18 protein-coding genes are annotated in these 19,736 nt (G+C 67.5%); 11 read left to right on the plus strand and 7 right to left on the minus strand.

Translation table 11 applies throughout. From position 1 onward, the window contains the following. Positions 1–4: 4 nt before the first annotated feature. Positions 5–1,006 (minus strand): N-acetyltransferase DgcN, encoded by a 1,002-nt coding sequence (gene dgcN / locus R2601_RS04850; protein ID WP_007794410.1) that lies wholly within the window; start codon positions 1,004–1,006, stop codon positions 5–7. Between the two features lie 259 nt (positions 1,007–1,265). Between dgcN and R2601_RS04855 the strand changes: the two genes are divergently transcribed. Together R2601_RS04855 and R2601_RS04860 are read left to right on the plus strand one after the other, a co-directional pair. Next, on the plus strand, positions 1,266–2,225 hold the full coding sequence (locus R2601_RS04855; RefSeq protein ID WP_007794414.1) for an L-malyl-CoA/beta-methylmalyl-CoA lyase: 960 nt from the start codon (positions 1,266–1,268) through the stop codon (positions 2,223–2,225). A gap of 261 nt (positions 2,226–2,486) precedes the next feature. Beyond that, positions 2,487–2,900 carry a DUF6636 domain-containing protein gene (locus R2601_RS04860; RefSeq protein ID WP_007794416.1) on the plus strand — a complete coding sequence of 138 codons (414 nt, stop codon included), beginning with the start codon at positions 2,487–2,489 and terminating at the stop codon, positions 2,898–2,900. Between the two features lie 51 nt (positions 2,901–2,951). On the opposite strand, the gene R2601_RS04865 is transcribed toward R2601_RS04860, so the two are convergent. Further along, positions 2,952–4,310 carry a dicarboxylate/amino acid:cation symporter gene (locus R2601_RS04865; RefSeq protein WP_007794418.1) on the minus strand — a complete coding sequence of 453 codons (1,359 nt, stop codon included), beginning with the start codon at positions 4,308–4,310 and terminating at the stop codon, positions 2,952–2,954. Between the two features lie 263 nt (positions 4,311–4,573). Here R2601_RS04865 and rimK point away from each other — a divergent pair, with 263 nt between their 5' ends. Beyond that, complete coding sequence (rimK, locus tag R2601_RS04870; protein WP_007794421.1) at positions 4,574–5,959, plus strand: 30S ribosomal protein S6--L-glutamate ligase; 1,386 nt, start codon at positions 4,574–4,576, stop codon at positions 5,957–5,959. A 232-nt stretch (positions 5,960–6,191) separates the two neighbouring features. Beyond that, positions 6,192–8,021, plus strand: a complete 1,830-nt coding sequence (ilvD, locus tag R2601_RS04875; RefSeq protein ID WP_007794425.1) for a dihydroxy-acid dehydratase — start codon at positions 6,192–6,194, stop codon at positions 8,019–8,021. A 292-nt stretch (positions 8,022–8,313) separates the two neighbouring features. On the opposite strand, the gene R2601_RS04880 is transcribed toward ilvD, so the two are convergent. Both R2601_RS04880 and R2601_RS04885 read right to left on the minus strand, forming a co-directional pair. Further along, on the minus strand, positions 8,314–9,171 hold the full coding sequence (locus tag R2601_RS04880; protein ID WP_007794427.1) for a hypothetical protein: 858 nt from the start codon (positions 9,169–9,171) through the stop codon (positions 8,314–8,316). Between the two features lie 195 nt (positions 9,172–9,366). Beyond that, positions 9,367–9,819 carry an Lrp/AsnC family transcriptional regulator gene (locus R2601_RS04885; RefSeq protein ID WP_040544369.1) on the minus strand — a complete coding sequence of 151 codons (453 nt, stop codon included), beginning with the start codon at positions 9,817–9,819 and terminating at the stop codon, positions 9,367–9,369. Positions 9,820–9,891: 72 nt separating this feature from the next. On the opposite strand from R2601_RS04885, the gene R2601_RS04890 reads away from it, so the two are divergent. Together R2601_RS04890 and R2601_RS04895 are read left to right on the plus strand one after the other, a co-directional pair. Further along, on the plus strand, positions 9,892–10,491 hold the full coding sequence (locus R2601_RS04890; RefSeq protein WP_007794435.1) for a LysE family translocator: 600 nt from the start codon (positions 9,892–9,894) through the stop codon (positions 10,489–10,491). Positions 10,492–10,572: 81 nt separating this feature from the next. After that, a complete protein-coding gene (locus R2601_RS04895; protein ID WP_007794438.1) occupies positions 10,573–11,535 on the plus strand; it encodes an acetyl-CoA carboxylase carboxyltransferase subunit alpha in 963 nt (320 codons plus the stop codon). Positions 11,536–11,602: 67 nt separating this feature from the next. Here R2601_RS04895 and R2601_RS04900 read toward each other — a convergent pair whose 3' ends face one another. After that, entirely contained in the window at positions 11,603–12,643 is a 1,041-nt protein-coding gene (locus R2601_RS04900) for an aldo/keto reductase (protein WP_007794441.1), read from the minus strand. A 196-nt stretch (positions 12,644–12,839) separates the two neighbouring features. Between R2601_RS04900 and metG the strand changes: the two genes are divergently transcribed. Continuing rightward, positions 12,840–14,552: a methionine--tRNA ligase gene (gene metG, locus R2601_RS04905; RefSeq protein ID WP_007794442.1), complete on the plus strand. Its 1,713-nt coding sequence runs from the start codon at positions 12,840–12,842 to the stop codon at positions 14,550–14,552. Positions 14,553–14,689: 137 nt separating this feature from the next. After that, positions 14,690–15,604 (plus strand): tRNA pseudouridine(55) synthase TruB, encoded by a 915-nt coding sequence (gene truB / locus R2601_RS04910; RefSeq protein ID WP_007794447.1) that lies wholly within the window; start codon positions 14,690–14,692, stop codon positions 15,602–15,604. A gap of 75 nt (positions 15,605–15,679) precedes the next feature. Here the strand turns inward: truB and R2601_RS04915 are convergent, their stop codons facing one another. Both R2601_RS04915 and R2601_RS04920 read right to left on the minus strand, forming a co-directional pair. Continuing rightward, entirely contained in the window at positions 15,680–16,501 is an 822-nt protein-coding gene (locus R2601_RS04915) for an alpha/beta fold hydrolase (RefSeq protein WP_007794448.1), read from the minus strand. Next, positions 16,501–17,178 carry a haloacid dehalogenase type II gene (locus tag R2601_RS04920; protein WP_007794451.1) on the minus strand — a complete coding sequence of 226 codons (678 nt, stop codon included), beginning with the start codon at positions 17,176–17,178 and terminating at the stop codon, positions 16,501–16,503. Before R2601_RS04920 ends, R2601_RS04915 begins: the two co-directional genes overlap by 1 nt. 179 nt (positions 17,179–17,357) lie before the next feature. Here R2601_RS04920 and R2601_RS04925 point away from each other — a divergent pair, with 179 nt between their 5' ends. From R2601_RS04925 to R2601_RS04935, 3 genes are all read left to right on the plus strand, one after another. Next, the gene (locus R2601_RS04925) at positions 17,358–17,786 is read left to right on the plus strand and encodes an FKBP-type peptidyl-prolyl cis-trans isomerase (protein WP_007794453.1); all 429 of its coding nucleotides are present in this window, start codon (positions 17,358–17,360) and stop codon (positions 17,784–17,786) included. 388 nt (positions 17,787–18,174) lie between these two features. Continuing rightward, complete coding sequence (gene pcaD / locus R2601_RS04930) at positions 18,175–18,963, plus strand: 3-oxoadipate enol-lactonase (protein WP_007794455.1); 789 nt, start codon at positions 18,175–18,177, stop codon at positions 18,961–18,963. After that, complete coding sequence (locus R2601_RS04935) at positions 18,963–19,673, plus strand: alpha/beta fold hydrolase (RefSeq protein ID WP_007794456.1); 711 nt, start codon at positions 18,963–18,965, stop codon at positions 19,671–19,673. The genes pcaD and R2601_RS04935 overlap by 1 nt, the downstream gene beginning before the upstream one ends. Positions 19,674–19,736: the final 63 nt, after the last annotated feature.

Genomic DNA, 19,736 nt, shown 5'->3' on the forward strand with positions numbered 1-19,736 from the left:
TGGCTCAGAGCGCGGCAACCGCATCCGCGAGGCGGTCTGCCCCGTGGCGGTAGGGATCGACCGTCGGCAGACCGAACTTCTCTTCGATCTCCTTGCAATAGGCCTTGGCCTCGTCCTCGCCCATGTGCTGGGTGTTGATCGAGATGCCGATCACCTTGCACGCGGGGTTGGCGACCTGCGCCAGCTGCAGCGCCACGTCGCGCACCGCCTCCAGCGAGGGCAGCTGGTAGCCCGGCAGGCCGCGCATGTGGCTGCGGGTCGGCTCGTGGCACAGCACCAGCGCGTCCGGCTGGCCGCCATGCACCAGCGCCATGGTCACGCCCGAGTAGGAGACGTGGAACAGCGAGCCCTGGCCCTCGATGATGTCCCAGTGATCCTCGTCGTTGTCCGGCGTCAGGTACTCGATCGAGCCGGCCATGAAGTCGGCGATGACCGCGTCGAGCGGCACGCCGTCGCCGGTGATCAGGATGCCGGTCTGGCCGGTGGCGCGGAAGGTCGATTTCATGCCCTTCTCGCGCATCGAGGCGTCAAGCGCGAGCGCGGTGTACATCTTGCCCACCGAGCAGTCTGTGCCCACCGCCAGCAGGCGCTTGCCCTTGCGCGGCTCGCCATTGGCGATCGGGTATTTCACCGACGGAATGCGCACGTCGTGCAGCTTCTGGCCGGTGGCGCGCGCCACGGCGGCGAGGTCTTCCTCGTCGCGCAGCAGGTTGTGCAGGCCGGAGGCGAGGTCGAAGCCCTCTTCCAGCGCCTCGACGAGCACCTTCTTCCAGGTCTGCGAGATCACCCCGCCCCGGTTGGCGACGCCGATCACCAGCGTCTTGGCGCCGGCGGCCTTGGCCTCGGCCAGCGTCATGTCGGGCAGTTTCATGTCGGCCTTGCAGCCCTCGAGGCGGAATTGGCCCACGCAGTTCTCCGGGCGCCAGTCCTTGATGCCCTGCGCCACCTTGGCGGCGAGGGGGTCCGGAGCGTCTCCGAGAAAGAGCAGATACGGCGTCTCGATCATGTCAGTTCCCTGTCGTTTGGATTCGCGGCATGTTGCCCCGCATCACACGCAAATACATCGCGAATGCCAGCGATCCACCGGAGCCCGCGCCGAATTTTCGTGCATTTCCGCCGCGCCGCCGAAGAATCGTGCATCCCTTCGCGCCTCTCACGCCGCAAGGCAGCGCCTTTCGCAGGAGGATTTTGCTTGCGCAGAATGGCGCAATTTAATAACCCCAATCGCGGAGTAAGCGAAATATCATTACGCAACGAGGACCCGCATGAGCTTCCGCATCCAGCCCGCCGCCCCGGCACGCCCCAACCGCTGCCAGTTGTTCGGCCCGGGCTCGCGCCCCGCGATCTTCGAAAAGATGGCCGGTTCGGCGGCGGACGTGATCAACCTCGATCTCGAGGATTCGGTCGCGCTGTCTGACAAGGACAGCGCCCGCGACAACATCATTCAGGCCATCGGTGACATCGACTGGGGCAACAAGACGCTCTCGGTGCGGATCAACGGGCTCGACACGCCCTACTGGTATCGCGACGTGGTAGAGCTGCTCGAGAAGTCGAGCGACCGGCTCGACCAGATCATGATCCCCAAGGTCGGCTGCGCCGCAGATCTCTATGCCGTCGACGCGCTGGTGACCGCGGTGGAGCGCGCCAAGGGCCGAGCCAAGCCGATCAAGTTCGAGGTGATCATCGAATCTGCCGCCGGCATCGCCCATGTCGAGGAGATCGCCGCCGGCTCGCCGCGCCTCGAGGCGATGAGCCTCGGCGCCGCGGATTTCGCCGCCTCGATGGGCATGGCGACCACCGGCATCGGTGGCACGCAGGAAAACTACTACATGATCCGCGAGGGCCAGAAGCACTGGTCGGATCCGTGGCACTGGGCGCAGGCCGCCATCGTCGCCGCCTGCCGCACCCACGGCGTGCTGCCGGTCGACGGTCCGTTCGGCGATTTCTCCGACGACGAGGGCTTCCGCGCGCAGGCGCTGCGCTCGGCCACGCTGGGCATGGTCGGCAAGTGGGCGATCCACCCCAAGCAGGTGGCACTGGCCAACGAGGTCTTCACCCCGTCCGACGAGGCGGTCTCGGAAGCGCGCGAGATCCTCGCCGCGATGGAGGAGGCCAAGGCCAAAGGCGAAGGCGCCACGGTCTACAAGGGCCGGCTGGTGGACATCGCCTCGATCAAGCAGGCCGAGGTGATCGTGAAGCAGTCCGAAATGATCGCCGGGCACTGAGCTCACAGGGCGAGACGTATCACGGCGCGGTCCTCAGCCGGGGGCCGCGCCTTTTTTCATGCGGGCCCGACGGCATCCCGCAGAACCGCGCGCGACGGGCTTCATGCGCTCACCCGCGCCGCCGCGCTCGCTCGCCCCGCTTCATCTGAGCGCCCTCCCCCACAAGTCGCTTCACTGCCACGGCACGATTGACAGACGCGTCCTCCCGGCGGACCCTGTACGGGCAAGACCTTTTCCGATTGCCTTTTTCAGGATCCGTCCATGTTCAAACCTCTTCTTGCCGCCGGCCTGATGCTGGCCAGCCCGGCCATCGCCGACGTTACCCCCTTCAAGACCCCGTCCGGCAATATCGAGTGCTACATCGGCACCGGCCCGAACTCCGCCGATCTGAGCTGCACGATCTTCCAGTTCAGCGGCACCCCCAACGTGCCACGCCCCGCCTCCTGCGGCAGCGGCTGGGGCCATAACTACGTCATCCTCGAGCGCGGACCGGTACAGATGGAGTGCCGCGGGCCGGGCCGGCCGAACACCGCACCCGGCGTCGACGTGGCGCCCTATGGCGTATCGGCCACCTGGGGCGGCATCTCGTGCCTCTCCGAAACCACCGGGCTGCGCTGCCAGAACGCCGACGGCCACGGCTTCCACCTGTCGCGCCGGGTGCTTCAGGTCTGGTGACACGCAAGAGGGCGCCCGAAGGCGCCCTCTCAATCGTTCCGACGCAGACGCCTACTCCGCCGGCTTGTGCGCCGCGTCGGCCAGCACGTGCTCGGCCTCCTCGTCGATATGCAGGTCGTCGGAGGTGATCACGCCGGCATTCGGGTCGGCATAGATGGCAAGGTCCATCTGGCCCTCGGTCTTGGCGACGATGGTCGAGACCACCGCGTCGCCGGTGATGTTCACCGCCGTCCGGATCATGTCCATCAGTCGGTCGACGCCAAGGATCAGCGCGATGCCCTCGATTGGCAGGCCCACCTGCCCCAGCACCATCGTCAGCATCACGAGCCCCACGCCGGGCACGCCCGCGGTGCCGATCGAGGCCAGCACCGCCATGGCGATCACCGTGAGATAGCCGCCAAGGCCGAGGTCGATGCCGTAGACATTGGCAAGGAACACCGTCGCCACGCCCTGCATGATCGCGGTACCATCCATGTTGATGGTGGCGCCGAACGGCACCGAGAACGAGGCCACCGAGTTGTTAACCCCCATGCGCTCGGTCACGCAGCGCAGGGTGACCGGGATGGTCGCGTTCGACGAGGCGGTGGAGAAGGCGAAGATCTGCGCCGGGCGGATCTTCTGCAGGAAGGTGATCGGGTTGAGCCCTGCGAACAGCTTCAGGAACAGCATCAGCGTGACGAAGAGATGCAGCAGCAGCGCCCCCACCAACACCAGCACATAGGCGATGACCGGCATGAAGAGGCCGATGCCCTGCTCGGTGAAGGTCTTGGCGATCAGGCAGAACACGCCGTAGGGCGCGAAGGCCATGACAATCTGCACCACCTTCATCATCAGCTCGTTCATGTACTCGCAGGCTTCCACGAAGGTCTTCGAGCGCTCACCCAGCATCAGCACCGCAATGCCGAGCACGATGGTGTAGAAGATGATCTGCAGCATCTCGCCGCCGGAGAACGCCGCCACCGGGTTGCGCGGCACGATGGCCGCGAAGGTCTCCCAGACGCTCGGCGCCTCTCGTCCGGTCACGCCCGAGGTGTCGATGCCCTCCATCACGAAGCCGTCGCCCGGCGAGACCAGCAGCGCGATCAGGATCGCCACCGCGATGGCGGTCCCGGTGGTCGCCATGTAGAGTCCGAAGCTCTTGCCGCCGACCCGGCCAAGGATGCGGATGTCGCCGATCCCGGCCACGCCGCAGATCAGCGAGAAGAACACCAGCGGCACCACCAGCATCTGCAGCGCGTTGACGAACATCCGCCCGACCATGCCGAAGAAGCCTCCGACGAGATGCGTGTTGATCGCCTCGATGCCGGCGATGTTGAGGATCACCCCGAGGACGAGCCCCGCCCCCATGGCGATCATGATCCGGGTGGTCAGCGACAGTTTGCCGTCGCTATCGCGCAATGCGGCCCCCATGGCAGTCTCCTTTTCGAATCCAGATCCCCAGTCTGCGCCGGTTCCGCGCCATCGCCGCGCAGAATCCGCTCGCAACCCCGGCTTTTCACGGGCGCGACGCCGCGCGATGCGCCCACAACGCACAAATAATAGACGATTTTCGCCTTTTGCGCGAGCGGGCCCATTTGCCTCGACGCTGCAGAAGGCTAGCTGCGCAGACGTATTGTGCCTGTCATACTGTCCCGCTACAGCGCGCTACCGCGCGTCTCGAAAGGAGCCCGTAGATGACCCAGTTCACCCTTGGATGGGAAGAGTGGCTTGCCCTTCCCGATCTCGGCCTTCCGGCGATCCGCGCCAAGGTGGATACCGGCGCGCGCACCTCGGCGCTGCACGCCTTCGCGATCGAACCCTTCGGCTCCGAGGACAAGCCGATGGTGCGCTTCGCCATCCATCCCGATCCGGCCGACCCGGGGCTCGAGATCATCTGCTCGGCGCCGCTCAAGGACCGGCGCGAGGTGACCTCGTCGAACGGCGAGACCGAGTTGCGCTTCGTGATCGAGACCACGGTGGCGATGGATGGGCGCAGCTGGCCCATCGAGGTGACCCTGACCGATCGCGGTTCGATGGCCTACCGCATGCTGCTCGGCCGCTCGGCGCTCGACGACGACATGATCGTCTCGCCCAGCCACAGCTTCCAGCAGCCCGAACTGTCCTTCGACGAGTACCGCGCCATCCCGCGCCACAAGCAGCACCGCCGCGCCCTGCGCCTCGCCATCCTGACCCGTGAGCCCTCGAACTATTCGACCCGCCGGCTCATCGAGGCGGCCGAGGCGCGCGGCCACACGATGGAGGTGATCGACACCTCGCGCTGCTACATGAACATCCGCGCCGTCGGCGGCGAGGTGCATTACGATGGCCGCCGCCTGCCGCATTACGACGCGGTGATCCCCCGCATCGGGGCCTCTGTGACCTCCTACGGCACCGCGGTGGTGCGCCAGTTCGAAAGCCTCGGCACCTATTGCCTGTCGGGCTCCGAGGGCATCACCGTGTCGCGCGACAAGCTGCATGCCCACCAGGTGCTGGCGCGCCACCGCATCGGCATGCCGACCACGGCCTTCGCCCGAAGCCCCAAGGATTCGGGCAATGTCATCAGCCTCGTGGGCGGCGCGCCGCTGGTGCTGAAGCTGCTCGAGAGCACGCAGGGCAAGGGCGTTGTGCTGGCCGAGACCAAGAAGGCGGCCGAGAGCGTAATCTCCGCCTTCCAGGGGCTGAAGGCCGATTTCCTGGTGCAGAGCTTCGTCAAGGAAGCCGCCGGCGAGGACATCCGCTGCTTCGTGGTCGGCGGCAAGGTGGTGGCCGCCATGCGCCGCCGCGGCAAGCCTGACGATTTCCGCTCCAACCTGCACCAGGGCGGCACCGCCGAGCCGGTGAAGATCACCCGCAGCGAGCGCGAGACCGCGATCAAGGCCGCCCGCGCCATGAAGCTCGACGTGGCCGGTGTCGACCTGCTGCGCGGCGAGGACGGCCCCAAGGTGCTCGAGGTCAATTCCTCGCCGGGGCTCGAGGGCATCGAGAAAACCTCCGAGAAGGACATCGCCGGGCTGGTGATCCAGCATATCGAGGAAAAGGTCGCCCCGCGCCCGCCCAAGCCGCGCCGCCGTGCCCCGTAGGGGCTTGCCCTGCCGGGCGCCCGCCCCACTGAGCCTGCCCTACCGATCCCGCGCAGCCCCCGGGCCTATGGCCCACCCTCGACCATAGGCGCCCCCTGCCCTTCTCTGGTTTCCAAATACCTCGGGGGAGTCGCCCGCAGGGCGGCGGGGACAGCGCCCCCATCCGCTGCGCCTTGCCGCAAGCGCTGGCGGACGATAAACAGCCCCAACACCGCCAACGGAAGGGAAACCCATGCCCGCCTATCGCTCCCGCACCACCACCCATGGCCGCAACATGGCCGGCGCCCGCGGCCTGTGGCGCGCCACCGGCATGACGGATGGCGACTGGAACAAGCCGATCATCGCGATCGTCAACAGCTTCACCCAGTTCGTGCCCGGCCACGTGCACCTCAAGGATCTCGGCCAGATGGTCGCCCGCGAGGTCGAGAAGGCCGGCGGCGTGGCCAAGGAATTCAACACCATCGCGGTGGATGACGGCATCGCCATGGGCCATGACGGCATGCTCTACTCGCTGCCCTCGCGCGAGATCATCGCCGACTCGGTCGAGTACATGGTCAACGCGCACTGCGCCGACGCCATGGTCTGCATCTCGAACTGCGACAAGATCACCCCGGGCATGCTGATGGCCGCGATGCGGCTCAACATCCCGGTGGTCTTCGTCTCCGGCGGCCCGATGGAGGCCGGCAAGGTCGAGTGGGAAGACGGCGAGAAGGCGCTCGACCTGGTCGACGCCATGGTCGCCGCCGCCGACGACAAGTACACCGACGCGCAGGTGCAGGCGATCGAAGAGGCCGCCTGCCCGACCTGCGGCTCCTGCTCGGGCATGTTCACCGCCAACTCGATGAACTGCCTGACCGAGGCGCTGGGACTGTCGCTGCCCGGCAACGGCTCGACGCTTGCCACCCATGCCGACCGCCAGCGCCTGTTCATCGAGGCCGGCCACCTGATCGTCGACCTCGCCAAGCGCTATTACGAGCAGGACGACGCGAGCGTGCTGCCGCGCTCGATCGCCACCGTTCCGGCCTTCGAGAACGCCATGACGCTCGACATCGCCATGGGCGGCTCGACCAACACCGTGCTGCACCTTCTGGCCGCCGCCAACGAGGGCGAGGTCGATTTCGACATGACCGATATCGACCGCCTGTCGCGCAACGTGCCGGTGCTGTGCAAGGTGGCGCCCGCGAAAGACGACGTGCACATGGAAGACGTGCACCGCGCCGGCGGCATCATGGCGATCCTCGGCCAGCTCGAGCGCGCCGGGCTGCTCGACAGCTCGGTGCACACGGTCCATGCCGAGACCATGGCCCACGCGCTCGATCGCTGGGACGTGTCGCGCACCAATTCCGAGAGCGTGCACGATTTCTTCCGCGCCGCCCCGGGCGGGGTGCGCTCGACCACCGCCTTCTCGCAGGACCGCCGCTACGCCGAGCTCGACCTCGACCGCCAGACCGGCGTGATCCGCGACGCCGAGCACGCGTTCTCGAAGGATGGCGGGCTCGCGGTGCTCTACGGCAACCTCGCCGAAGATGGCTGCATCGTGAAGACCGCCGGCGTCGACGAGTCGATCCTCAAGTTCTCCGGCCCGGCCCGCATCTTCGAAAGCCAGGACAGCGCGGTGAGCGCGATCCTGACCAACAAGGTGCATCCCGGCGACGTGGTGCTGATCCGCTACGAGGGCCCGCGCGGCGGCCCCGGCATGCAGGAAATGCTCTACCCCACGAGCTACCTGAAATCGAAAGGGCTCGGAAAGGATTGCGCGCTGGTCACCGACGGCCGCTTCTCCGGCGGCTCGTCGGGCCTGTCCATCGGCCACGTCTCGCCCGAGGCGGCCGAGGGCGGCACCATCGGCCTGGTGGAAGAGGGCGACCTGATCGAGATCGACATCCCCAACCGCAAAATCCAGCTCGCGGTGGATGACGCGGTGATCGCCGAGCGCCGCCTGAAGCGCGACGAGATGGGGTGGCAGCCGGACGAAAAGCGCAAGCGGAAGGTGTCGAAGGCGCTCAAGGCCTACGCCGCGCTGACCACCAGCGCCGCCAAGGGCGCCGTGCGCCAGATCTGAGCCCCGGCTCCGCGCGAAGAGCTCTTGCAGCGCCCCTCTCTCGGGGCGCTGTTTTCATATCTGCCTTGCCGACGATTGCACGCGTGGCACGGGCCGAAGGGGGCCAGCCCCCTCTTGGCCTACGGCCAATTCACCCCCGAGGTATTTTTGAACCAAAGAAGCCAGGAGCGCTGCGCCCGTGGCTTCTCTTCGTCAAAAATACTCCCGCCGGAGGCAGGCCGGTCTGCGCCGTGAAAGATCACCTCCGGCGAGAGCGCCGCGGCCACATGCTCTGCGCGTCGCCCCGATGGGCTCAGACCATCGCCCGGAGGCGCGTCTCGGCCTGCTCCATGAGCGCCGCTTTCTGCGCCGGCCTGGCCTGCGCGACGCAGAGGTCGGCCACCCCGCGCAGCGCCGCGCGCCGGGCTTCAAGGCCGGTCGCCGCGGCGGCAGCCTCGATCGCGGTCAGCCTGTGGACGCTGTTGCAGAACGAACCGAACGCAGCGCGCTCGGAGACCTCCGCGAGATGCTTCGGCGCCTTGAAGCGGGAGAAGATCCACCAGTGCAGCGGGTTGTTGATCTCGGTTCCGTAGGACAGCAGCTTGCGCATCAGCCTCGCGATGCGCGCGATGTCGTCCGGGTCACCGAGCAGCACGATGCCGGCGCATTTGACCGTGTTGCTGCTGCTGTTGAACAGATAGGGCGTCATGCGGCGCAGCTGCAGCCCCTCGACCTCCTCCCGGAACCACGACGCCAGCCGGTCTGCGTGGCGCGCCCCGGTCAGCAGGTCGAGGTTCAGCGCCACATTCAGGGCCGAGAACACCAGGTGGGTACGGTCCTTGCGCAGCCCGAAGGCGATTGGCATGGCACGGATCTGTGCCTCGGCCTCGAGAAACCGGTCGAGCCAGTGCTCCGCCTCCGCGACCATCACCTCCTCGCAGACCTTGTGACCGCCGGCGATCAGCGCGTAGAACCGGTCGATCTCGGTCAGGGCCGGCTCGCTGCGCAGCGCGTCGAGCAGGATGATCTGCTCGTCCAGACCGGCGGGGCGCTGGTTCTTCTTGTAGATCAGACGGCGCGCCGTATCGCGCCGCTTTCGCATTGGCAGATCCGCCAGCCGGGCCAAGGCCTCGCGCCCGGTGAGCACGGTGAAATCTGTGTCCTTCGCCATGACGGCTCCATCTGTGTCGGTCAGCGGACCGCCCACGCCCCTTGTGCCGGCGCGGGGGTCCCGTTGGCCCAAGACCTAGCCGCAGGGGATAACACGGTAAAGACAGGCCGGCGCTTTCGTGACACCGCTTGTGCAGCGCGGCGGCTCAAGCCCGTGCAGCGCACGACGACTCAAGCGCGTGCAGCACACGACGGCTCAGGCGCGCTGATCCTTGGGCGAGCCCATGACCACGTAGGAGGTGATGGCATTGACCTGCGGCAGGGTGCCCAGCACCTCGGTGTGGAAGGTCTTGTAGGCGGCAAGATCAGCGGCCTCGATGCGCAGCAGGTATTCCCAGTTGCCGGTGATGTTGTGGCACTCGCGCACCTCCGGTGCCCGGGCGATGGCGCGCTCAAAGGCCTCCTGCGCGCTCTTGGTGTGGGAGTTCAGCCCCACGGTAACATACGCGACAAAGCCCACCCCGGTCTTTTCGGGGCTGAGTACCGCGCGGTACCCGGTGATCACGCCGGCACTCTCCAGAGCGGCGACGCGGCGCAGGCAGGCGGAGGGCGACAGCCCGACCCTATCGGCCAGGGCGAGGTTGCTGATCCGCCCCTCCCGGGCAAGAACCTGCAATATCCTGCGGTCGGTATCGTCAAGTGCGCTCATTAGTTGCGACAATACTGATCTAGCGCGGCGTTTCGCAATCTCTCCCCGCGCATCTTCGGCAAATATTGCGCCATGACACCCGATCTGCTTCTCGCCCTCTCCGCCTTCGCGCTCGTCTCGGTGATCACGCCGGGGCCGAACAACATGATGCTGCTCGCATCCGGCGCCAATTTCGGCTTCCGCCGGAGCATTCCGCACATGATGGGCATCGGGCTGGGCTTTCCCACGATGGTGCTGCTTGTCGGGCTCGGGGTGATGCAGATCTTCGAGCGTTGGCCGCTGGCGCATGACCTACTGCTCGCGGTCTCGGTGATCTACATGCTGTGGCTGGCGTGGAAGATCGCCCATGCCGCGCCGCCGCCCGAGGCCGGAGCGCAGGCAAAGGGCCGGCCTCTGAGCTTCCTGCAGGCGGCCGCCTTCCAGTGGGTGAACCCCAAGGCCTGGTCGATGGCGCTTGGCGCGATCACGCTTTATGCCGCCGGGCGCGATCTTGCCTCGGTGCTGTGGGTGGCGGGCTGCTACGTGGTGATGTCGCTGATCTCGACCACCTCTTGGACGGTGCTCGGTCGCGAGATGCGCCGGGTGCTCAATCGCCCCGCCCGGCTGCGCGCCTTCAACTGGACCATGGCGGCGCTGCTGGTGGCCTCGCTGCTCCCGGTGCTGCTGGGCTGACACCAAAGCATTCGGCTGCTTTGTTGCAACTCGCCGCCTCAGACGCCATATAGGCCGCGAAAAACAAGAGTGCCCGGGCAAATGACTCACTATCTCGACTTCGAAAAACCGCTCGCCGAAATCGAAGGCAAGGCCGAAGAACTGCGCAACATGGCGCGGAAGAACGAAGAGATGCACGTGGAGGACGAGGCCGCGGCGCTCGACCGCAAGGCGCAGGATCTCCTCAAGGATCTCTACAAGAAACTGACGCCGTGGCGGAAGTGCCAGGTGGCACGCCACCCCGACCGGCCGCATTGCAAGGATTACATCGAGGCGCTGTTCACCGAGTACACGCCGCTTGCCGGCGATCGCGGCTTTGCCGACGACCACGCGGTGATGGGCGGGCTGGCGCGGTTCAACGACCAGCCGGTGATGGTGATCGGCCACGAGAAGGGCAACGACACCCAGAGCCGCATCGAGCGCAATTTCGGCATGGCGCGCCCCGAAGGGTACCGCAAGGCGATCCGCCTGATGGACATGGCCGACCGCTTCGGCCTGCCGGTGATCACGCTGGTGGACACCCCCGGCGCCTATCCCGGCAAGGGCGCCGAAGAGCGCGGCCAGTCCGAGGCCATCGCCCGCTCGACCGAGAAATGCCTGCAGATCGGCGTGCCGCTGATCTCGATCATCATTGGTGAAGGCGGCTCCGGCGGCGCGGTGGCCTTCGCCACGGCGAATCGCCTCGCCATGCTCGAGCACTCGGTCTACTCGGTGATCTCGCCGGAAGGCTGCGCGTCGATCCTGTGGAAGGATGCCGAGAAGATGCGCGAGGCCGCCGAGGCGCTGCGCCTGACCGCGCAGGACCTGCTCAAGCTCGGCATCACCGACCGCGTCATCGCGGAACCTCTGGGCGGCGCCCATCGCGACCGCGAGGCAACCATCGCCGCCGTCGGCAAGACCATCACCGCGATGCTGGGCGAGATGGACGACATGAAGCCCAAGGCCCTGATCAAGGCGCGCCGCGACAAGTTCCTGAGCATGGGCGACAAGGGCCTCGCCGCCTGAGTACGGCCCCGCATCGACAGTCGTCAGACGGCGGCGCGATCCCTCGCGCCGCCTTTTTCGTGCCGGATCAGTAGGGCAGCGGATGCGCCTTGTGGGTCTCGTCGAGCGCCTCGAGCAGCTCGTCCGAGAGCGTCACGTCGACCGCGCCCAGCAGGTGCTCGAGCTGGGCCATGGTGGTGGCGCCAAAGATCGACGAGGCCACGAAGGGTCGCCGCAACGACCACGCCAGCGCCATGTGCACCGGGTCGATTCCGAAGCGCTGCGCCACCTCGAGATAGGCGTCGACCGCCGGGAACACCCGCTCCGACTTGCGCCCGCCGAGGTTGCCGTTGAGCGCCATGCGTGAGCCCTCGGGCACCGCGCCGCCCTGGTACTTGCCGGTCAGCAGACCCGCGCCCAGCGGCGAGAACGGCAAGAGGCCCACATCCTCGTTGCACATCATCTCGGCCAAATCGGTGTCGGCGAGACGGCAGACCAGCGAATACTCGTTCTGGATCGAGGCGACGCGCGGCCCGCCGGTCTCCTCGGCGATCTTGAGCCACATCATCGTGCCCCAGGTGCTCTCGTTCGAGAGGCCGAAGGCGCGGATGGTGCCGCGCTCGACCTCGCGCTGCAGCGCGCCGAGCGCGTCATGCATGTGCTGCACGGTCTGCGCCCGGTCCTGCCCCGACGGATCGAAGCTCCAGTTCTGGCGGAAGTGATAGCTGCCGCGGTTGGGCCAGTGGAACTGGTAGAGGTCGATGGTGTCGGTCTTGAGACGCTTCAGCGAGCCCTCGATGGCGGCCGGGATGGTCTCGCCGCTGATCGGGGCGCCGTCGCGCACCATCTTGGAATCGCCGGTGTGCTTGCTGGCGAGGATCCACTCGTTGCGGCGTCCGGTCTTGGCGAACCAGTCGCCCAGGATCTCCTCGGTGCGGCCAATGGTTTCCGCGCGCACCGGGTTCACCGGGTACATCTCGGCAGTGTCCATGAAGTTGATGCCGGCATCGAGCGCGCGCTCGATCTGGGCGTGGCCGTCTTCCGGCGCGGTCTGGTTGCCAAAGGTCATGGTGCCGAGGCAGAGCTCGGACACGGTCATGCCGGTCCGGCCGAGCGGGTTCATCTTCATCGCGGTCTCCGTGGGTCGATTGTTGGCGCCAACCTAGCGAGCCGCGCCCGGATGCCAAGGGGCGGGGCGCGAAAGCCCGGCCCCGCACCGGCGGCGGGCGCGATCTGCTCAAGCCCTGCGCAGGCACGGGGCCACTGGCAACGCCGGGCCAGTTCCGCTAAAGCGGCATCAAACCGGACCACAGGACAGGCGATACATGGCACGGCATCTCATCACCTCGGCAATCCCCTACATCAACGGGATCAAGCATCTGGGCAATCTCGTGGGCAGCCAGCTCCCGGCGGATCTCTTTGCCCGCTACCAGCGCGCCCGGGGCAACGAGGTGCTGTTCCTCTGCGCCACCGACGAGCACGGTACCCCGGCCGAGCTCGCCGCCGCCAAGGCCGGCAAGCCGGTGGCCGAGTACTGCGCCGAAATGCACGAGGTGCAGTCGAAGATTGCCGAGGGCTTCCGCCTGTCCTTCGACCATTTCGGCCGCTCCTCGAGCCCGCAGAACCACAAGCTGACGCAGCATTTCGCCGGTGTTCTGGCCGAACGCGGCCTGATCCGCGAGGTCTCGGAGACGCAGATGTACTCGCCCACCGACGGGCGCTACCTGCCAGACCGCTACATCGAGGGCACCTGTCCGAACTGTGGCTTCGAGGATGCCCGGGGCGACCAGTGCGACAACTGCACCAAGCAGCTCGACCCGGTGGAGCTGATCAACCCGCGCTCCGTGATCTCGGGCGCCACCGATCTCGAGATGCGCGAGACCAAGCACCTTTATCTCTGCCAGAGCCAGATGAAGGATCAGCTCGAGAGCTGGATCGACACCCGCGAGGGCTGGCCGGTGCTGACCACCTCGATCGCCAAGAAATGGCTCAACGACGGCGACGGCCTGCAGGACCGCGGTATCACCCGCGATCTCGACTGGGGCATCCCGGTGAAGAAGGGTGAAGAGGACTGGCCCGGCATGGAAGGCAAGGTCTTCTACGTCTGGTTCGACGCGCCGATCGAGTACATCGCCTGCGCGCAGGAATGGGTCGATGCCGGCAAGGGCGACGACTGGACGCGCTGGTGGCGCACCGACAAGGGCGCCGAGGACGTGACCTACACCCAGTTCATGGGCAAGGACAATGTGCCCTTCCACACGCTCAGCTTCCCCGCGACAATCCTCGGGTCGGGCGAGCCGTGGAAGCTCGTGGATTACATCAAGTCGTTCAACTACCTGAACTACGATGGCGGCCAGTTCTCCACCTCGCGCGGGCGTGGCGTGTTCATGGACCAGGCGCTCGAGATCCTGCCGGCGGATTACTGGCGCTGGTGGTTGCTGAGCCACGCCCCCGAAAGCTCGGATGCGGAATTCACTTGGGAGAACTTCCAGTCCTCGGTGAACAAGGACCTCGCCGACGTGCTGGGCAACTTCGCCAGCCGCGTGACGAAGTTCTGTCGCTCGAAATTCGGCGAAGTGGTGCCCGAGGACGGCCGCACCGGCGAGCGCGAAGCGCAGCTGGTGGCCGACCTGACCGCGAAGGTCCGCGAATACGAAGAGCACATGGCCCATGCGGAGGTGCGCAAGTCCGCCACCGCGCTGCGCGCGGCCTGGGTGCTGGGCAACGAATACCTGCAGGACGCCGCGCCGTGGTCGACCTTCAAGACCGACCCGGAGACCGCTGCCGCCCAGATCCGCCTGGCACTGAACGTCATCCGCCTCTACGCGGTGATCTCGCAGCCCTTCATCCCCGACGCCTCGGCGCAGCTTCTGCAGGCCCTGAAGACCGACGACGACAGCTGGCCCGACGATGTCCCCGCGGCGCTCACCTCCCTGCCCGCCGGCCACGCCTTCACGGTGCCGGACGTCACCTTCCGCAAGATCACCGATGACGAGCGCGAAGACTGGCAGGCCCGCTTCGCCGGCAAGCGCGACTGATCCGCACCCGTCCCGGCGGCAGCGCCTACCGAGAGCCCGGATGCCTCCGGCGGGGGCAGCGCCCCCAACCATGCGCGATTGACAAGCCACGCTGAGGCTTGCTACCTCGCGCGCCTCATCACATGCGAGGGCAGACCATGGCACGCAAGAAGGGCCGCGACATTTCCGGCTGGCTGATCGTCGACAAGCCGGCGGGCATGACCTCGACCTCGGTGGTCAACAAGGTCCGCTGGGCGCTGGCCGCAAAGAAGGCGGGCCATGCGGGCACGCTCGACCCGGAGGCGACCGGCGTGCTCGCGGTCGCGCTTGGCGAGGCGACCAAGACCGTGCCCTTCATCACCGACGCCCTCAAGGCCTACCGCTTCACCGTGCGGCTGGGCCAGCGCACCAATACCGACGATGGCGAGGGCGAGGTGATCACCTCCTCCGACGCGCGCCCCTCCGATGACGAGATCAAGGAAGCGCTGCACGGCTTCGTGGGCGAGATCCAGCAGGTGCCACCGCAGTTCTCGGCGGTGAAGATCGACGGCGAACGCGCCTACAAGCGGGCTCGCGACGGCGAGACCATGGAAATCGAGCCGCGCCCGCTCTGGGTCGAGGAGCTGGTGATGACAGGCCGGCCCGACGCAGACCATGTCGAGCTCGAGATGACCTGCGGCAAGGGCGGCTACGTGCGCTCGATCGCCCGCGATCTGGGCGAGGCGCTCGGCTGCCATGGCCACGTGCTCAAGCTGCGCCGGATCTGGTCGGGCCCGTTCGAGGCCGAGGACGGCATCACCATCGAGCAGGTCGACGCACTGGCCAAGAGTCCGGAGCTCGACGCCAGGCTGCTGCCGCTCGAGGTCGGTCTGGCCGAGCTGCCGGAGCTCAAATGCACCGCCGAGGGGGCCGCGCGGCTGCGCAACGGCAATCCCGGCATGGTGATCCCCGGAGAGGTCGACTACGGCGACGAGGCCTGGGCCTCGTTCGAGGGCCGCGCAGTGGCGGTGGGTGTCTTCAAGGGCGGCGAGCTGCACCCGAACCGGGTGTTCGTGCAGCCCGCTGCCGGTTGAGCCCGCCAAGATTTTTCGGCGAAAAATCTTTTCCTGCCTGCCCTACAAGATCTTTCGGACGAAAGATCTTGGCCGTCAGCGCAGCATCGCCAGCCAGCGTTTCAGCGCATCGAGCGACTCGGGCTCGTCGAGATAGGGGATGTGGCCCCGCCCCGGCACCTCGACCGCGATCATGTCCGGGCGGCGGCGCTGCATCTCAGCGAAGGTCTCGCGCGTCAACAGGTCAGAATTGGCCCCGCGGATGGCGCAGAGCGGCAGGCCCTTCAGCGCGTCGAAGAGCGGCCACATGTCCTCGACCGGCTGCGCGCCATCACCCAGCACCGCGTCGCGCAGGCGCGGATCGTAGACGATCTCCAAACCGTCCGGCGTTTCGCGGAAGAACTTCCCGACCTCGGCCCGCCAGCGCGCCATCGGGACGCCTTCGAACTGGGTCAGCAGGGTCGAGAACGCGACCGCCGCCTCCTCAAGCGTCCCGAAAGCCGGGTTGCGGCCGAGATAGGCCTCGATCACCGCCAGCCCCGCCGGGGCGATCTCGGGACCGATATCGTTCAGCGCCACGCCGGTCAGGCGATCCCGGGCGGTGGCGGCGAGCAGCATGGCGATCAGCCCGCCGCGCGAGGTGCCGAGCACCGCGGCGCTCTCTAGCCCGAGGTGGTCGAGCAACTCCAGCGCATCGCGCGCCTCGACCGGGATGGTGTACTGGCTGTGATCGCCCCATTCCGACTGGCCGCGTCCGCGGTAATCCATCCGGATCAGCCGCACCTGCTCGAGATGCGGGGCGACATAGTCGAAATCCCGCCCGTCGCGGGTCAGCCCCGAGAGGCAGAGCAACGGCAGGCCCGCCCCCTCCTCGGTGTAGTGCAGCGACAGCCCGTCCGAGGTGGTGAAATGCGGCATCAGAGAAGCTCCGGGATCGTGGTCAGGTCGGTCAGAATATGGCCCGGGCGCGCCGGCAGCCGGTCCACCGGCAGTCCGGCCCGGTTGACCCAGGCGGTGGTGAAGCCGTAGCCCGCGGCACCGGCCGCGTCCCAGCCATTCGAGGAGACAAACAGCACCTCGGACGGTTCGGTTCCGAACCGGGCGCCGACCATGTCGTAGACCGCGCGGGCCGGCTTGAACACGCCGACCTCCTCGACCGAGAGCACCGCGTCGAGGTAGAGTCCGATCCCGGCGCTGTCGACCGCCCCCTCGAGCATGTCCGGCGAGCCGTTCGACAGGATCGCGCAGGTCTTTCCCAGGGCCTTGAGCTGCGCCAGCAGCTTCGGCACCTCCCTGTAGGGTGCGAGCTGCCAGTAGAGCGCCAGAAGATCCTCGCGCAGTTCGAGATCGTCTAGCCCGTGGTGCTCCATCGCCCAGTCGAGCGCATCCTGTGTCACGTCCCAGAACGGCACGTGCTCGCCGGTGATCGCCCGCAGCCAGGAATATTCCAGCTGCTTGCGCCGCCAGTCCTCGGCCAGCCCGGCCCAGACCTCGGCCAGCGCGCCCTGACCGGGCTGCTCCGCCTTGCGCCGCGCGGCGCTCGCGACGTCGAACAGCGTGCCATAGGCGTCGAAGATGCAGGTGGTGATGGTCATGAACGCGTCCTCCCGGCGGAAAACTTGCACGGCAACGTTGGTGTTTAAAGGAGAATTCCGGGCGTTTGTTTGCATTCCGCAAGGCGGATGGTTAGCTTTGTGGGGATCGACACGAGCACCCGCCCCCGGCGGCCTCGTCAATTCACGCATTATCTTCCCGAAAAGACACGGAGTTTCTCATGACGCAGGTCAAGACCGGCGACACCGTTCGCATTCACTACACCGGCACGCTCTCCGACGGCACCACCTTCGATTCGAGCGCTGGCCGCGATCCGCTGGAGTTCACCGTCGGGTCCGGCCAGATCATCCCCGGCCTCGACAAGGCGATGCCCGGCATGACGCCGGGCGACAAGAAAACCGTCGAGATCGCATCGGAAGAGGCCTATGGAGAGGTCCACCCCGAGGCCGTCCAGCAGGTGCCGCGCACCGAGATCCCGGACCACATCCCGCTCGACCTCGGCACCCAGCTGCAGGTTCAGACGCCCACCGGCCAGACCGTGCAGGTGGTGGTCGCCGAGGTGACCGAGACCGAGGTCACCCTCGACGCCAACCACCCGCTGGCGGGCAAGGACCTGACCTTCGCCATCGAGCTGGTCGAGATCGCCTGAACGGCGCGCCCGTTGACGGGGGCGCAAGCCTCCGGCGGGCGCATTCGAGACGCAGAGAAGACCCCGGGGCGGTGCAGACCGCCTCGGGGTCTTTTTTTGTCTCTTGTTCGCCTGCGGGCCGGTTGTCCCGGCGGTCCGACAGACAGGGCGGGAGGATGCCTCCGGCGGGAGTATTTGGGACGTAGAGAAGATGGGGGCGCTGCGCGTTGGCCCGGAGGGTCCGCTTGGGGTGGCGTGCCGGTCGAGAGGCGCCCGGCAGTGCATCCGGTTGGGCGGGCGGGCGCCTCCGGCGGGAGTATTCGGGACGTAGAGAAGATGCGGGGCTGCGCGTTGGCTTTCCTCGCGGGGCGGGGGGCGGTAGGGTCGCTGCGAACGAGAGGAGTGCCCCATGCAGATGGCCGATCTGGGCGATATTCGCCTGCATTACCGCATCGACGGCCCGGAGGACGGCGCGCCGGTGGTGTTCTCGAACGCGCTCGGCACCGATCTGCGGATCTGGGACCGGGTCGTCGCGCGGCTGCCCGAGGGGCTGCGGATCCTGCGCTATGACACCCGCGGGCACGGGCTCTCGGACGCGCCGGAGGGGCCCTATTCCATGGGGACGCTGGTGCGCGACACCGAGCGGCTGATGGCGCATGTGGAAATGCAAGACGCGGTGGTCGTGGGGCTCTCGATCGGCGGCATGATCGCGCAGGGGCTGGCGGCCAAGCGGCTCGACCTGGTGCGCGCGCTGGTGCTGTCGAACACCGCCTGCAAGATCGGCACGCGGGCGATCTGGGCCGAACGCATCGCGCAGGTCGAGGCCGGCGGCGTCGCGGCGCTGGCCGAGGGTACGATGCAGCGCTGGTTCTCGGCCCGGTTCCGCGCCACACCCGAGAGCGCCGCCTGGCGGCACATGCTCGAGCGCAGCCCGGTGCAGGGCTATCTCGGCTGCTGCCACGCCATCGCCGGCACCGATTTCATCACCCCGACCTCGGGGCTGCGGCTCGCTGCGCTCGGCATCGCAAGCTCCGAGGACGGCTCGACCCCGCCCGACCTGGTGCGCGAGACCACCGAGCTGATCCCCGGCGCGCAGTTCCGGCTGATCCGTGGCGCCGGGCACATCGCCTGCGTCGAGGCGGCGGACGTCTACGCCGCGGTTCTGAGCGAGTTCCTTGCGGCGCAGGGGCATCTCTGATGGCGCGCTTCCTGCTGGTGCATGGGGCCTCGCACGGCGCGTGGTGCTGGCGCGACGTGGTGCCCGCGCTGACCGCGCTGGGACATTCCGCCACCGCCATCGACCTGCCGTCGCATGGCGCGGACCCGACCCCGGCGGCCGCGATCGGCCTGCAGGACTACATCGATGCCATCCTCGCGGCCCTGCCCGAGCCCGCCATCGTGGTGGCGCATTCCATGGCCGGAGTGCCCGCCACCGGCGCCGCCGATCGCGCTCCGGCAAGCGTGCAGCGTCTGGTCTATCTCTGCGCCTACCGGCCCGAGGACGGCGACAGCGTCGCCAGCCTGCGCCGCGCGCAGACCGAGCAGCCACTTCTGACGGCGATCCGCCGCGACCCCGACGGCACAACCTTCCGCTTCGATGCCGCCATGGCGCCTGAGCTGTTCTATCATGACTGCAGCCCCGCGGATCGTGCCTTTGCGCTGGACCGGCTGGTGCCGCAGGCGATCCGCCCGCAGGCCGAGCCGGTCACGCTCACCGGGGCGATCGCCTCGGTGCCGCGCAGCTACATCCTGTGCAGCGAGGATCGCGCGATCCCGCCACGCGACCAACAAAGGATGGCAGCGGCGCTTGCGGACGACGAGGTCTATGAGCGCCCCTGGTCGCATTCGCCCTTCCTGGCGCACCCCGAGGCGCTTGCGTCCCTGCTCTCCGGGATCGCGGCGCCCTGACGCGCAACCTGCCACTGGTCAGGCCACCGGCGCCCCACTATAGGGGGAGCGCCAAACGCACGA

This window comes from Salipiger bermudensis HTCC2601 (genome assembly GCF_000153725.1).
Taxonomy (GTDB): Bacteria; Pseudomonadota; Alphaproteobacteria; order Rhodobacterales; family Rhodobacteraceae; genus Salipiger; species Salipiger bermudensis.